The sequence below is a fragment of the Planktotalea sp. genome, assembly GCF_050633725.1.
GTDB lineage: Bacteria > Pseudomonadota > Alphaproteobacteria > Rhodobacterales > Rhodobacteraceae > Planktotalea.
The window spans coordinates 20,672-35,583 of sequence record NZ_JBOEHB010000013.1; the positions used below are offsets into that span (position 1 = coordinate 20,672).

The following is a 14,912-nucleotide window of genomic DNA, read 5'->3' on the forward strand; positions in this document are numbered from 1 at the left end:
TAGCTTAGCCTAGCTCTCGCATTGAGAGACAATCAATGAAAGGCGACAAACTATGTCGCAAACATGCAAGGGGAGCGAGATTTTTCGGCGAAAAATCTCGTAAAGACAAAACACTTCTGCGAAGTGTTTTCTGTCGGAAATTTTCGCAGAAAATTTTCGCCGGTACTAAACCAGAGGAGCAAAAGCCATGAAAACCACGACCAGAGTTGCTGTAATCGGCGGCGGCGTTGTCGGATGTTCTGTGTTATATCATTTGACCAAGTTGGGTTGGTCCGATGTGATGTTGCTGGAGCGTTCCGAACTCACCTCTGGCTCGACCTGGCATGCCGCTGGCGGATTTCATACGTTGAACGGCGACACCAACATGGCTGCGCTTCAGGGCTATACGATCAACCTTTACAAAGAGTTAGAAGCGTTGACGGGCATGTCCTGCGGCCTTCATCACGTTGGCGGCGTTACACTCGCGGACAATCAAGAGCGGTTCGATATGCTGCTCGCAGAGCGTGCCAAGCATCGCTACATGGGGCTGGAAACGGAGATCGTCACGCCTGACGAGATCAAGAAAATCGCCCCTGTCACCAACACGGATGGCATTCTGGGCGCGCTTTACGATCCGCTTGATGGGCACCTTGATCCTTCTGGCACGACCCATGCCTATGCCAAGGCGGCGCGCATGGGCGGGGCTACGATCGAAACGCATTGCAAAGTTGAAGAAACCAACCAACGCGCGGATGGCACGTGGGACATTGTCACCAACAAGGGCACGATCCACGCCGAGCATATCGTCAACGCAGGCGGTCTCTGGGCGCGTGAAGTCGGCGCGATGGCTGGCGTTTACCTGCCGCTGCACCCGATGGAGCACCAATATATCGTCACCGATGACATCCCCGACATCTACAATATGGACAGTGAGCATCCCCATGTGATGGACCCCGCGGGCGAGAGTTATCTGCGCCAAGAGGGTCGCGGGCTTTGCATCGGATTCTATGAGCAGCCCTGCCGCCCTTGGGCTGTGGATGGCACGCCTTGGGACTTTGGCCACGAATTGCTGCCAGATGATTACGACAAGATCGAAGACAGCATCGCCTTTGCCTATAAGCGCTTTCCTGTGCTGGAAACCGCTGGCATCAAGTCGGTGATCCACGGCCCGTTTACCTTTGCCCCTGATGGCAATCCGCTGGTCGGCCCTGTTCCGGGCATGCGCAATTATTGGTCCGCGTGCGGTGTCATGGCAGGCTTTAGCCAAGGTGGCGGCGTTGGCCTGATGCTGGCGCAATGGATGATCGAGGGCGAGACGGAGCGCGATACATTCGCGATGGATGTGGCGCGCTTTGGCCAAGATGTGATCACCCCCGGCTACACGCTGCCAAAGGTGATCGAGAATTACCAAAAGCGGTTCTCTGTAGCTTACCCCAATGAAGAACTCCCCGCCGCGCGTCCCTTCCGCACAACGCCGATGTACGATATTTTCAGCGATATGGGCGCGGTTTGGGGTCAGCAATACGGGCTTGAGGTCGCCAACTACTTCGCTCGCGAAGAGGGCGAGCCGAGCTATGAGACGCCTTCCTTCCGTCGCTCTGATGCCTTTGGCGCAACGGCGCGTGAGGTAAACGCTGTGCGCAGCAGCGTCGGCATCAATGAGGTGCAAAACTTCGGCAAATACCGCATCACAGGGCCAAATGCGCGCGCATGGCTCGATCGCATTATGGCAGGGCGCATTCCGAAAGAGGGTCGTCTTAGCCTGACGCCTATGCTCTCCCCGAAAGGGCGTTTGATTGGCGACTTCACCGTCTCGTGCCTTGGCGAGAAAGAATTTCAACTAACCGCCAGTTACGGCAGTCAAGCTTTTCATACGCGCTGGTTCGAGAAGAATATGGACGAGGGCGTTATTCTTGAGAATATCTCGGATCGGCGCACGGGTTTCCAGATTGCAGGGCCAAAAGCGCGCGAGGTTTTGGCCGCCTGCACGCGCAGCGATGTGAGCGAGATGAAGTTTATGGACGTGCGGCGCATGTGCGTGGGCATGGCGGACTGCATCGTGCAGCGCGTCAGCTATACGGGCGATTTGGGCTTTGAAATCTACTGCGATGCCATGGCGCAGCGCCAACTTTGGTGGACGCTGTGGAACGCGGGGCAAGAACACGGCATGCAACCCTTTGGGATGCGGGCGATGATGTCGCTGCGGCTTGATAAGTTCTTTGGATCATGGCTGTCAGAGTTTTCGCCAGATTACACAGCCGCGGAAACGGGGATGGATCGCTTTATCAGCTTCAAAAAGAACGTGGATTTCATCGGTCGCGCGGCGGCCGAGGCGGAACGTGAAACGCCCCCTGCCCGCCAGCTTTGCGCGTTTGAGGTGGATGCCGAGACGGCGGATGTCGTTGCTTATGAACCGATCTGGATTGAGGGAAAGGTGCAAGGCTTCTGCACCTCTGGTGGATATTCCCATTATGCAGGCAAAAGCATCGCCCAAGCATTGATCCCTCGCGAATTAGCGCAAGACGGGCTTGAGGTCGAAATTGAAATTCTGGGACATATGCGCAAAGCAAAACTCATTACCACACCGCTCTTTGATGCGGACGGCGCGCGGATGCGCGGATGAGGGTTACGCTTTTGCCTGCTGCGGGCGCCTCATCGCGGATGCGCGGGGGGGACAAATTGCTCGAATTGGTAGAGGGCAAGCCTATTCTAGAGGTGCTTGCCTCACGCGCGATTGAGGCAAAAAGCAAGGTGATCATCACCCTGCCCTCGCCAGAGCATCCACGCGTCGCGGCGATTGCCCATTTAGATGTTACGCAAATCTATGTTCCAAACGCGCATGAGGGCATGTCATACTCCCTGCGCGCTGGCGTCGCGGCACTGCCCAAGAATGCTGAAGGTTTGATGATCCTGCCTGCCGACATGCCCGAGATCACGGCGCAGGATATTAGCCTTGCTTGGGCGCGATATGACGAAAAGCGTCCCATAGCGCTTCAATGCACCACCCAATCCGGCGCGCGCGGCCATCCGATTATCTTTTCACCCGAGTTGGTGGCAAAGTTTGATCTTTTGACAGGCGATCGCGGCGCGTTTTCATTGCTTAAAGAACATGAAACCGAGGTTGAGTGCGTTGAATTGCAAGGTGAACGTGCAAGGCTTGATCTAGATACGCCAGAAGAATGGCGTGCATGGCGCGCTTCACTCTGACGGAAAGACGGTCTCGACAAATGTGCTTTGGCTGATCGTTGCACGTGCGGCTGGGAAAACAGATTTAGCACCCTCGGCCAATTCAGGAAAAATGCTAAGCAATTCAGTGCGGTGCCGTTCGTCAATCGCACCAAGGCGCATATCACTGGGCTGATAGCTTTCGGTCCACGCGCCGTCGGCAAGGACGATTTCATGCTGCGCGCACATGAAATGGATATAGGTCACATCCTCGACGGTTTCTCGCTCAACACCTTCAAAACAAGTCAGCAGATGCGCCGCGATCAAGACTTCATCGGCCTCAAACCATTGACGAATTTGCGCATTGTTGAGCAACATTCTGTGTTGCGGTGAAACCTTCATATCGCGCTCAGGCAGATTATTGCCAAGCGCGCCTTGTGCGATCTGCACAGGATGCAAATCGGAAAACTGAGCCAAGGTTTCCTTGGTTAACGAGCGCTGTCCAGTCCAGACCACAGGCTGATAACCGTTATCGCGTGTAAGTACGCGCATACCAACGGTAATATCTTCAACAGCGCATTCGCCATAGTCGGTTTTAACTAAAGTACCAGGTGTAAAACAGGGGCAGTATGCAGCTTGATGCGGGAGCATGCCCCCCGCATCAAGGTCTTTGCACACAACAGGATCAACGGTTTTGCGAAGAACTAAACTGTTACCCAAGTTACTCATTACATTCGTCTCTTCGCAGGCAAACTGGCCGTTGTATCTCGTTACAAGACTGGGTTTGCTTACCTAACGTGACGCAAATGTGGCAGAGCCGTGGTTCACTCGCGGCAATTGGGAAAAAATCACAAGCAACGCAACCCTAAGGTGTAGTCATTTTCAGTTACAACTCAGCGACTAGAATTTCCGATTCAAAACCTTTGAGAGAGCGGCGTGCAGCTGAATAATCTTGCAATCCTTTTGCTGTTTTCAGCTCTGGAAAGATCGAAAACAGCTCATCGCGCTGGCTCGATTCGACGCCCTGAAGTGCATGCGTCGCAGGTTGGAAGCTTTCGCTCCATGCACCTTCGGACATGATCACCTCATGGTTTTCGAACATCATATGAAGATAGGTCACCGAATTGGGAACCTTTTGCGTAATACCCGGACGCCCAACAAGGTGTTTTGCTGCAAGCAAAACTTCGGGCGTATCAAACAAGATCCGATTCATTTCACCTTGCATCAAAACGCGGTGGTTGGGTGACAAGAACAACGTGCGCTCAGGCAAGCCATTGCCGAGGGCACCCGCGGCGATGGTTACAGGTGCCAGATCAGGATTCGCGATCATGTTACCAACATTGAGCGTCTTTTGACCGATCCACGCCAATTCTTGCGGACCATTGTCACGTGTGATGACCTTGTCACCAATCTGCAAACTGTCAGCGCGGCGCGGTCCACGCGGCGTCATGATGTTCGCCTCGGGAGTAAAGCAAATGACTTGCTCAATTTGAGAATAAGTCGCGGTATTGATAACCGCCCCGCCCGCATCTAAGAATTCGATGATGCCGTTCTCAGCGCCGCCTTGAATAACCCGCGCGTTAATTCCGCTCAGATCGATGACATCAATATCGGACCCGTCAGCATCTTCGCCGCCGACAATCACATGATCGCCAGCCCCATCGAAGGTAAATATATCTGAGTTATTACCACCACTTAAGGTGTCATTTCCCGTACCGCCCACGATAGCATCCATGCCATCGCCGCCTTCAATACTATCATCGCCTGATCCAGCAACGAGACTGTCATCGCCGCCTTGGCCCAAAATGACATCGTTGCCAGCGCCGCCTAATATCGTATCGTCGCCTGCTTCGATTTCTGTCACAACCGCGTCGGGGATCAAATCGCCGCTCATGGTAAAGCCAGATGGGCTCGAACGTGCTTCGAGCGTGAATTCGATAAATTCACGGTTTTCAAAACCTGCGCTAAACCAAGCGTCTGTATCCGCAGGTGAATTTTGCTCTGTACCGGATGCTGTCACACTGCCTGCGGCATTGGTCACAGCCAAAGAAGAGACAGGCGCAACCGCGTAGTTTGTAAAGCTGGCCGTATCAAGCGTTACCGCTTCCTGATCGCCGACGCCATTTCTGTCTAAATCGTTAAAAGTCGCGACTGAGTTCAGAGCAATGGGATCGCCGGTCGCTGGATCAAAGAACTCCATACGGAAACTGGCTTCTGCGCCAGCAGGAACGCGGCCTGAGCCACTGTTGAGCAGAATCTCGGCACCATTCGCACCAGACATATCAATGTTCAGATTCGGATTTGTCGTTCCAGTCAAAATCAGACGGGCAGACACCAGTGTTCCGTCAGCAAGCTCGGCCACATCGGAGTAAATTGCAACGTCATTGACTTGCGCGTTGTTGTTGCCGCTAGAGCTATCGGAAACCAAATTGCCAATGCTGAGATCAATGGGAGATGCGTCAACGCCGGGCGCTGTTCCAACACCGACGTCGCCGTAGATGGTGTCATCACCCGCGCCGCCCAGAATGGAATCGTCGAGTCCCTCTCCAGAAAGGAGATCATCGCCTGCATTTCCAAAAATCGTATCCTCGGTCGCGCTACCTTGAATCGTGTCTGCGCCGGGCAATCCATTAAAGACTGGCATAACTCTTCCTCAGTTTACAAACCAACAAAACAACCATGTGCTGTTTTTCACTATACAATACGCCTCCCCTTACTGGGCAAGGGGGAAATATACCGAATACGATACATTTCTTGCGATCTACTCAATGACAGAAAGAGGCGGTTGCCCGCCTCTTTCCATTCCTGATGAACAGCCCCCTGTCCATCAGAGCTGCATATTAGTTTGAGACGAAAGCCCCGTCAGGGGGACTTTACCCTAACAGAAGGGCCGCCTCGTATTTCTTCAGCGTGCGACGCGCAGATTGATAGGCCTCTGAGCCCTGCTGCGTTGCAAGTTCTGGGAACAACTCCAAAATCTCGTCGCGTTGCTCTTTGCCGATGCCATCGAGCGAGTAATCCCCCGGCTGGAAGCTCTCAGACCATGTGCCGTTGGAGAGCACCACTTCATGCTGATCGAACATGATGTGAATGTAGGTCGTACCAGAGCTTTCCACTGCATCCACACCTTCCAGAATGGTCAGATGTTTAGCCGCAATAAGCACTTCGCGCTCTTCAAAGAACATCGCAGCTTTGTCCGTGGTCAAAAGCATACGGTGCTGAGGAGACACGAGGATATCGCGCTCTGGCAGATTGTCACCCAAAGCGCCCGCTTGGATCAGGATCGGCTGCAAGTGAGCATTGGCTGCCAGTTGGCCACCCGTAAGCTCTTTTGCACCGCACCAGCGGATTTCCTGAATGCCGTTGTCACGTGTGATAACGCGATCCCCGGCCTTTAGGTCTTCCACACGGCGTTCGCCTTGCGGCGTCGCAATCAGCGTACCCGGCGTGAAGCACGGAATGACGTTTTCGATATTGTCGAAACGCGCCGTTCCCGTGATCGCATCCGTGGCATCAAGGAAGTTGACGACACCACCCTCAGAACCCGGCGCATCATAGTCAATCGTGACCCGTCCACCTACGTTCTCAGCCGCGCCTGCGCCGCGAAGATCAAGCGTGTCAAAGTCCGTTGGACCTTCGCCGCCGTCAATCGTATCGCCCGCGGTTGCGCCAATGATGCTGTCTTCACCGTCGTTACCAAAGATGCTGTCTGCACCAGCGCCGCCCGTGATCGTATCGCTGTCACCGCCGCCGTCGATGGTATCGCTACCGTCGCCGCCAACGATTGAGTCAAGACCGCCCTCGCCAAGCAGAGAGTCATCACCAAGACCACCCAGAACCGTATCGTTGCCAGAGCTACCGTGGATCGTATCTTCGTCGATACCACCGTCGATAAAGTCGTTGCCCTGTCCGCCGATAACAGAGTCGTCATCGTCGCCCGTCAAGATCGTGTCGTTGCCAGAGCCACCTGTGACCACATCGCGGTCGTTCAGCTCAAGGCCCGGAAGCTCCAGTGCATCCTCAACGTCACCGATATAGCCCGGCGTGCCTGTGTGGCCTGAGTCGATGTAGTCATCACCGCCGCCGCCAGCAATCGTATCAGAGCCGTGGCCACCAAAGATGCTATCGTCGCCAAGACCACCGCGCACCGTATCGTCATCGATACCCGCATTGATCGTGTCATCGTCATCTCCGCCGTCGATGCTATCTGCATCGTCGCCCGTGGTGATCACATCGTTGCCCGTTCCACCGAAGACGGTATCGCGACCATCATCTGTGTTTGGATCCGTGACAAAAGTAATCCCAGCGTCAGTGACAGGCAGATTTGGATCATCGCCGATGTAGTCGGAGAATGTGTCGATACCAACGTCAATTGTATCGTCGCCCTCGCCGCCTTCAACGTAGTCCGCGCCGTGCTCATCGAAGATTGAATCGGCACCGCCGTCGCCAATGACAGAGTCATCGTCGATGCCCGAGAAGATCGTATCGTTGCCTTCACCGCCAAAGATCGTATCCGCGTCATCGCCGGTTGTGATAAGGTCAGCGCCCTCATCCCCTTCGACGTAATCGCGGTCATCCTCTGGGTCAGCGTCAACAGGAACAGATGGGAATGTCGCCGTGTCGATCAGCGGGATCGCACCGCTTGTGTCGATAACATCGTCGCCGATGCCAGCAAGCACAGTATCTTCGCCGTCACCCGTTGTAACCGTATCGTTGTCATCACCAGAGAAGACAGAGTCATCGCCTTCGCCCGTGTCGATGTCATCATCGCCCGTGCCGCCGAGGACCGTGTCATCGCCCTCGCCCGTTGTAACGACATCATCGCCTTCGTCGGCTTCGACATAGTCATCGCCCAAACCAGAGTCGACCGTGTCGTCACCAGCGCCCGCTTCAACGATATCGTCTTGCGCACCAGCTTCTGGCGCAATCGCGTCAGAATTGTCGATTTCGTCGCCTTCAGGATCGCCCATATAGGCATCATCGACACCCGTCGCAGGATCATCACCAACGATCAAATCATCGCCAGCAGTGCCTTCGACAATACCGTCAAGCGTCGGCGTTCCAACCAGAACTTGGATTGAAGACGTGTCTGTACCGCCACTGCCATCGGAAATGGTGTAGGTGATTGAATCGACATCATCATCAAAACCAGGATCAGGCGTATAAGTGACCGATGTTCCGTCTGGAGATACCGTAACTGTGCCATTTGGTGCAGTCGCGCTCGTAATGGTCAGAGGATCACCTTCTGGGTCCGTGTCATTCCCAAGCGGGAAGATCGTGACAGGTGTATCAGCCGTTGTGCTCGACGTGTCAGGGTTTGCATCCGGATCCTCGTTCGGATCACCGACCGTGACGGTTACCGTCGAAACATCCGTGCCGCCATTTCCGTCGGAAACAGAATAGGTGATCGTATCAACGCCTTCAAAACCAGGTGTCGGATCGTAATCAAGCGTGCCATCTCCATTGATCGTGACAGTGCCATTAGGTGCGCTCGCAGCCGTAACCGTCAGAGGATCACCATCTGGATCGCTGTCATTGCCCAAGACTGGAATATCTTCGAGCAGCGTATCAACAGGCGTGGTTGCTGTGTCTGGGTTTGCAACAGGATCGGAATTCGCAGCAGGATCACCAACTGTGACCGTGACAGGTGCGGATACCGTGCCGCCATTGCCGTCATCCACCACATAGGTGATTGTATCAAAGCCCTCAAAACCGGGATCAGGTTGATAATCCAGCGTAAAGTCTGGGTTGATCGTTACCGTGCCGTTCTCCGCTGATGCAGAGGTCACAGTCAGCGGATCACCATCAGGATCGCTGTCATTGGCAAGAACGTCGAGGTCTTCGATCAGCGTATCAACAGGCGTTGACGCTGTGTCTGGTGCGGGAGTCGGTGCTTCGTTGCCGCCACCTGTGTCACGTACAGACACACGCACCACGCCTTCATCGGTGCCGCCACGACCGTCGGAGATCGTATAGGTGATGTTGTCCGTGCCTTCAAAACCGGGGTCAGACTGGTAATCCAGCGTGCCATCTGGGTTGATCGTCACCGTGCCATTTGGCGATGTCGCCGAAATAACAGTCAGCGGATCACCGTCCGGATCGCTATCATTGCCGAGGATATCAATATCCTCAAGCAGCACATCGGTTTCAGCCAGAACCGCTTCGTTCACAGCAATAGGAGCAGTGTTCGTCGGATCAGGCGCACTGATTGTGACAATAACCGACGCCGTATCGGTGCCACTTATTGAGTCATCAATTGTGTAGGTGATCGTGTCATCGCCGACAAAATCAGTGTCAGACGTATAGTTCAGAGTACCGTCGCCATTGATAGTCACAGTGCCGTTTGCAGCGGACGCAGCAGTAACGGTCAAAGGATCGCCATCTGGATCGGTGTCATTGCCAAGAACATCAATGTTCTCGATCAATACTTCAGACACACCGCTCGCAGCGTCGTCATTGGCAACAGGTAACTCGTTGGGATCACCAACCGTCACCGTGACAGGTGCAGACACCGTGCCGCCGTTGCCGTCATCAACCACATAGGTGATTGTGTCAAAGCCTTCAAAACCGGGATCAGGTTGATAATCCAGCGTAAAGTCTGGGTTGATCGTTACCGTGCCGTTCTCCGCTGATGCAGAGGTCACAGTCAGCGGATCACCATCAGGATCGCTGTCATTGGCAAGAACGTCGAGGTCTTCGATCAGCGTATCAACAGGCGTTGACGCTGTGTCTGGTGCGGGAGTCGGTGCTTCGTTGCCGCCACCTGTGTCACGTACAGACACACGCACCACGCCTTCATCGGTGCCGCCACGACCGTCGGAGATCGTATAGGTGATGTTGTCCGTGCCTTCAAAACCGGGGTCAGACTGGTAATCAAGCGTGCCATCTGGGTTGATCGTCACCGTGCCATTTGGCGATGTCGCCGAAATAACAGTCAGCGGATCACCGTCCGGATCGCTATCATTGCCGAGGACATCGATGTCTTCCACAAGCAAACCAGTCGGCGCATCAATCGCTTCGTTCACAGCAATAGGAGCTGTGTTGCTCGGATCGGCGGCGTTAACGGTTACAATAACAGTTGCCGTATCGGTGCCACTTATTGAGTCATCAATCGTGTAAGTGATCGTGTCGTCACCAATAAAGTCGGTATCAGACGTATAGTTCAGTGTGCCATCACCATTGATCGTGACCGTTCCGTTTGCAGCGGACGCAGCAGTAACGGTCAGCGGATCACCGTCTGGGTCACTGTCATTGCCCAAAACATCAATGTTTTCGAGCAGAACTTCAGAAACAGCTGTTGCGACGTCATCTTCAGCGACAGGCAGGCTGTTCGGATCATCGGTGACAGTGATTGCAACAGTAGATGTATCGCTGCCGCCATTTCCGTCACTAATCGTATAGGTAATCGTGTCCGGCCCCGTGAAGCCCGGATCTGGATCATAATCAAGCGTACCATCGGCATTGATCGTGACTGTCCCGTTTGGCGCAGTTGCAGCCGTAACAGTCAAAGGATCGCCATCTGCGTCCGTGTCATTGCCTAGAACATCAATGTCCTCAAGCAGCGTATCAACTGGAGTCGTGCCTGTATCAGGGTTCGCAATCGGATCAGCATTGTCAGAAGGATCGGTCGTCGTGAACAACAGATCAGAAATGAGAACCTCTTGCTCGCCAGCGTCACCGTTTGCGAGGTCAATCTCAACACGTGCAACTGGACCAGCGATTTCGATCAATGCGGACTGCGCAGCATCGGTTGGCAGGCCTTGCGTGTCGCCGTCAATTGTTTGACCCGTCACCGTCATACCGCCACCTGGCGTTATCGTAACCGGAATTTCATTGCCCGCAGCGTCATAGGCGCGAATTACAACGATATCATCGTGCGAGCTTCCTGCACCACCGTCGATATCGCCCAAGGCACCCGCATCAATATCATCGATACGGAACGTTAGATCAGCGACTGGATCACCAAAAAGCGCATCTGTAGAATCAAATGTCAAAACGGTCGTGGACGTATCCCCAGCGCCCCCACCGTCAGAAATCAGCTTTAGCTGTGAACCAGACGGAAGATCATCGCCCGGATCATCAAATGTATCCAGATTCAGCGCGAAAGCCGTCGCAGTGGGCGCGACATTCGTATACTCGACCGTGACAGCAACTCCGCCTGCGTCGATCGTAGCTGGTGCTCCAGTAATCTCGGTACCGTATCCACCAGGGTAATCTCCCCAAGACATTCTTAGATCAGGCATTTCAGACCCCTTCACAACATACCCGCGAGCAGCAGGTAAAAAACCACGACGCACCAAAGTGCGACAATCCTCAAAAAGGTGTCGGGACTTACAAAGCTGGGCCGCGCAAAAATGCACGGTGCGCTTCGGATCAGAAGAAAGATCTCAACAGCAGCTTTGCGTCATCACAGACGCCAATTCGTTCTTTCGGCCACCCCCATGGCCTTCAGAGCGCCCCCCAGTTGGGCTCTCTAGTCCTAGCGCGCAATCAGCGAGCATCAAACACAATTTCACTTTTAGGCGTTTTTTCGCGCAACTGACATGGGAATTTTTTGGATTTCCCTTCAGTTCTCAGTGCTTGTGCTCGTCAAATTGTGGCAAAGATTGTTAAGTTTTTATGAATTCTCGCACAGATTGTTTCATATTTTGTTAGTATGCCCTAATTTCCCCTAAACCATCGCTCCTTCGGAAACGATTCACCATGAATGTGAAAAATTTGAGCGAAGATTTCAGGTGCTGCTCAAATTAAGGCAGTTCTGTTTCCAAATGCGGATCAAACTCCCCCGATATCGTGGACTGTCTTAAGAAAACTGACGTCGCATAACCAACCTTAGGGATTTTCGGTGAGAGTTATCCACAAACAGAGCGCATTTGATTCGCCAGAGCCACGGCAATCCGCTCTCAAGCACGAAACCCGTCGAGCGTCTGCTTCGCCAGCTTTAGGAATGGTATGTTTTAAGAAGCATCGCTGAGAAAAATGCGGAGCTTGCAAAAGCAAGTGGTACCCAAGGCCGGACTCGAACCGGCACGCCCGTTAAGGCGGGGGATTTTGAATCCCCTGCGTCTACCATTCCGCCACTTGGGCACTGACGCCTACTTAGCTGTGCTTTTCGGCAGGGTCCAGACCTCACAATGCCGTTGATGAAAGAAAATGAGCCACGGCCCCTCTTGACCCTTAAGGACACGCGTGTTCACTGCCCTAAAAGCCAAGAAAGGCACGAAATGCTCAAAAAACTCTACGATGTGACGTTGTCTTGGGCCGAACACCCTCACGCTTTGTGGGTACTCGCAATCGTTTCTTTCGTAGAAAGCTCGTTCTTTCCGATACCGCCTGACATTTTGATGATTCCCATGATTCTCGCCAAACCCTCGCGCGCATGGCTTATCGCAAGCGTCGCTCTGATCGCGTCGGTCCTTGGCGGGCTGTTAGGTTACGCTATCGGCGCTTTGGCTTACGAGCAATTCGGTGCGCCCATTCTTGAGAGCCTTGGCAAAGCCCACGCCATGGAAGAATTCTCGACACGCTTTAATGACTTGGGGTTCTGGGCAGTCCTGACCGCGGGTATCACCCCGTTCCCTTATAAAGTCATCACGATTATGTCTGGCTGGACGGGGATGCCTCTGGCCACATTTATCGTAACCTCGATCATAGCGCGGGCCTTGCGGTTTTACTTGGTCGCCCTGTTACTGTGGAAATTCGGTGCGCCTATCCGCGATTTCATTGAAAAACGCCTGCCTTTGATGTTCACACTCTTTGTTGTGCTACTTTTCGCAGGCTTCTATGTTGTGAGGTTCCTATGAATTACCGAAATCTGGTACTATTTGCCGCTGGCGGATCCGCGGCGATGATGATCGGCGCGTTCGGTTTTCAATATCTTGGCGAGATGGCGCCCTGCAAATTGTGCATCTGGCAGCGCTATCCGCATGTCGCAGCAATCCTGATCGGCGCACTGGCTTGGCTTACCTCTTTGCGTTTTTTGTCGGCGCTCGGCGCGATCGCGGCACTAACCACCGCTGGCATCGGCGCGTATCATACAGGCGTTGAACGCGGCTGGTGGGAAGGTCCAACCACATGCACCTCTGGTTCCGTTTCCGACATGAGCGCGGGCGATTTGATGGCTCAAATTATGTCCGCACCTCTTGTGCGATGTGATGAAGTGCCATGGGAAATGTTCGGCCTCTCCATGGCGAGTTGGAACATGCTGGCGTCAATCGCGTTTGCCGCGATCTGGATCCTAGCGCTCAAACAACGCTAATCACCCCACGCGCGTTGCCAAGAGCAAGCTGGTTTCTGAATTCATAACGCCATCCAACTTACGGATGCGCGCCAGAACACCATCAAGCGTTTCAAGCGTTTCCGTTCCGATCTCGACAATCAAATCCCAACGCCCGTTGGTGCTATGAACCGCGCGCACATCGCTCATTCCAGTGAGCTGGCGCGTGACGCGCTCGGTTCCGCGCCCTTCAATGCTCAGCATCATCAAACCGCGCACGGGATCGGGTGAGATGTCCCCTTTCAATGCAACTTGATACCCGCGAACCTCGCCCGACGCCTCAAGCTGCGCCATGCGATTGCGCACGGTCGCCCGCGTAATACCCAAATGAGCAGCAAGCTCTGACAAAGACGCACGCGCATTCTTGCGCAAAAGGGCGATCAATCGGTGATCCAAATCATCCATTACGATAAGTCCTTTAACCCGAAACGGCCCATCGGTCGCATTTTCGATCACTTTTTAAGCTTACGATTGACCATAACGCACAGATAAACCCGATCCAAGAAAGATTTAGCGAGGGATTTCATGCGCAACCAAGTTCAACTCATCGGCTGTCCGGTGGACAGCGGTAAAACGCAAGCAGGATGCTTGATGGGCCCCGATTCCTATCGCACAGCAGGCCTTCCCAAAGCTATCAAAGAACTCGGGCTCAATCTGCATGACCTCGGCAATCTAACGCTGCCTGCCCTCGGTGATATCGAAACAGCGGGCCCGGGCTTTAAACGCGCCGATACAATTGGCTGGACGCGGGTGATCGCTGAGGCGGCTCAAACGGCGTTGAACCATAGCGTTCCAATCTTCTTGGGCGGTGATCACAGCCTGTCGCACGGCTCTGTCCTTGGCAGTATGCGCCACGCACAGGCGATCAATCGCCCTTTGTTCGTTCTTTGGCTCGACGCACATTCCGATTTTCATACCCCAAACACCTCGGCCTCGGCGCACCTGCATGGCACTCCGCTGGGGTATTTGACAGGGCGCGAAGGATTTGAGGGCTTTCCAACGTTTGATAAGCCTCTCACCCAAGAGAACATCTGCCTTTTGGGCTTACGAAGCGTCGATGCACCAGAGCGCGCCGCGCTGCAAAACAGCAAAATCATCTGCCACGACATGCGCGCAATTGATGAACATGGCATTGGCCCCTTGCTTGCGGCGTTTCTCGCAAAAGTTAAGGGCGCGCATGGATTACTCCATGTTTCTTTGGATGTGGATTTCATTGATCCGATCTTTGCCCCGGCCGTCGGAACCACCGTGCCGGGTGGTGCAACCCTGCGCGAAGCGCATTTGGCGATGGAAATGATCTGCGACAGCGGTTTGCTAAGCGCGCTTGATCTGGTCGAGCTAAATCCATTTCTGGACGAACGTGGAAAAACAGCGCAAGTGATGAGCGACCTTGCGGCTTCAGCCCTTGGGCGGCGTGTTTTTGACCGCCTAACTTAGCCTATCAGCGGGGGCAAAACCGACCCGACTGGGGCCAGCCCCAGACCCCGAGATA

At 54.1% G+C, this 14,912-nt stretch carries 9 protein-coding genes and 1 tRNA gene; 5 read left to right on the top strand and 5 right to left on the bottom strand.

Going from position 1 to position 14,912, the window contains the following annotated elements; genetic code table 11:
- Nucleotides 1–187 precede the first annotated feature (187 nt).
- Nucleotides 188–2,602, top strand: a complete 2,415-nt coding sequence (locus ACRBCU_RS12435) for a GcvT family protein (protein WP_431365710.1) — start codon at nt 188–190, stop codon at nt 2,600–2,602.
- Entirely contained in the window at nt 2,599–3,186 is a 588-nt protein-coding gene (locus ACRBCU_RS12440) for a nucleotidyltransferase family protein (protein WP_431365711.1), read from the top strand. Before ACRBCU_RS12435 ends, ACRBCU_RS12440 begins: the two co-directional genes overlap by 4 nt.
- On the opposite strand, the gene ACRBCU_RS12445 is transcribed toward ACRBCU_RS12440, so the two are convergent.
- From ACRBCU_RS12445 to ACRBCU_RS12460, 4 genes are all read right to left on the bottom strand, one after another.
- Nucleotides 3,178–3,873 carry a Hint domain-containing protein gene (locus ACRBCU_RS12445; RefSeq protein WP_431365712.1) on the bottom strand — a complete coding sequence of 232 codons (696 nt, stop codon included), beginning with the start codon at nt 3,871–3,873 and terminating at the stop codon, nt 3,178–3,180. The two genes, ACRBCU_RS12440 and ACRBCU_RS12445, sit on opposite strands and share 9 nt — an antisense overlap.
- Nucleotides 3,874–4,030: 157 nt before the next feature.
- Nucleotides 4,031–5,788, bottom strand: a complete 1,758-nt coding sequence (locus ACRBCU_RS12450) for a Hint domain-containing protein (protein WP_431365713.1) — start codon at nt 5,786–5,788, stop codon at nt 4,031–4,033.
- A 229-nt stretch (nt 5,789–6,017) separates the two neighbouring features.
- Complete coding sequence (locus ACRBCU_RS12455; protein WP_431365714.1) at nt 6,018–11,387, bottom strand: Ig-like domain-containing protein; 5,370 nt, start codon at nt 11,385–11,387, stop codon at nt 6,018–6,020.
- Between the two features lie 758 nt (nt 11,388–12,145).
- Nucleotides 12,146–12,231, bottom strand: a tRNA-Leu gene (locus ACRBCU_RS12460).
- 137 nt (nt 12,232–12,368) lie between these two features.
- Here ACRBCU_RS12460 and ACRBCU_RS12465 point away from each other — a divergent pair.
- Together ACRBCU_RS12465 and ACRBCU_RS12470 are read left to right on the top strand one after the other, a co-directional pair.
- On the top strand, nt 12,369–12,947 hold the full coding sequence (locus tag ACRBCU_RS12465; protein WP_431365715.1) for a YqaA family protein: 579 nt from the start codon (nt 12,369–12,371) through the stop codon (nt 12,945–12,947).
- Nucleotides 12,944–13,402, top strand: a complete 459-nt coding sequence (locus ACRBCU_RS12470; RefSeq protein ID WP_431365716.1) for a disulfide bond formation protein B — start codon at nt 12,944–12,946, stop codon at nt 13,400–13,402. The genes ACRBCU_RS12465 and ACRBCU_RS12470 overlap by 4 nt, the downstream gene beginning before the upstream one ends.
- Here ACRBCU_RS12470 and ACRBCU_RS12475 read toward each other — a convergent pair whose 3' ends face one another.
- Nucleotides 13,403–13,825, bottom strand: coding sequence for an Lrp/AsnC family transcriptional regulator (locus tag ACRBCU_RS12475; protein ID WP_431365717.1), 423 nt, complete (start codon nt 13,823–13,825; stop codon nt 13,403–13,405).
- A gap of 120 nt (nt 13,826–13,945) precedes the next feature.
- Between ACRBCU_RS12475 and rocF the strand changes: the two genes are divergently transcribed.
- On the top strand, nt 13,946–14,857 hold the full coding sequence (rocF, locus tag ACRBCU_RS12480) for an arginase (RefSeq protein WP_431365718.1): 912 nt from the start codon (nt 13,946–13,948) through the stop codon (nt 14,855–14,857).
- The last annotated feature ends 55 nt before the right edge of the window (nt 14,858–14,912 follow it).

What these genes read in the sequence shown, in the direction of transcription:
- ACRBCU_RS12470 (WP_431365716.1), top strand. Translation starts at nt 12,944, where the DNA reads ATGAATTACCGAAATCTGGTACTATTTGCCGCTGGCGGATCCGCGGCG.
- ACRBCU_RS12445 (WP_431365712.1), bottom strand. Translation starts at nt 3,873, where the DNA reads ATGAGTAACTTGGGTAACAGTTTAGTTCTTCGCAAAACCGTTGATCCT.
- rocF (WP_431365718.1), top strand. Translation starts at nt 13,946, where the DNA reads ATGCGCAACCAAGTTCAACTCATCGGCTGTCCGGTGGACAGCGGTAAA.
- ACRBCU_RS12435 (WP_431365710.1), top strand. Translation starts at nt 188, where the DNA reads ATGAAAACCACGACCAGAGTTGCTGTAATCGGCGGCGGCGTTGTCGGA.
- ACRBCU_RS12440 (WP_431365711.1), top strand. Translation starts at nt 2,599, where the DNA reads ATGAGGGTTACGCTTTTGCCTGCTGCGGGCGCCTCATCGCGGATGCGC.
- ACRBCU_RS12450 (WP_431365713.1), bottom strand. Translation starts at nt 5,788, where the DNA reads ATGCCAGTCTTTAATGGATTGCCCGGCGCAGACACGATTCAAGGTAGC.
- ACRBCU_RS12465 (WP_431365715.1), top strand. Translation starts at nt 12,369, where the DNA reads ATGCTCAAAAAACTCTACGATGTGACGTTGTCTTGGGCCGAACACCCT.
- ACRBCU_RS12455 (WP_431365714.1), bottom strand. Translation starts at nt 11,387, where the DNA reads ATGCCTGATCTAAGAATGTCTTGGGGAGATTACCCTGGTGGATACGGT.
- ACRBCU_RS12475 (WP_431365717.1), bottom strand. Translation starts at nt 13,825, where the DNA reads ATGGATGATTTGGATCACCGATTGATCGCCCTTTTGCGCAAGAATGCG.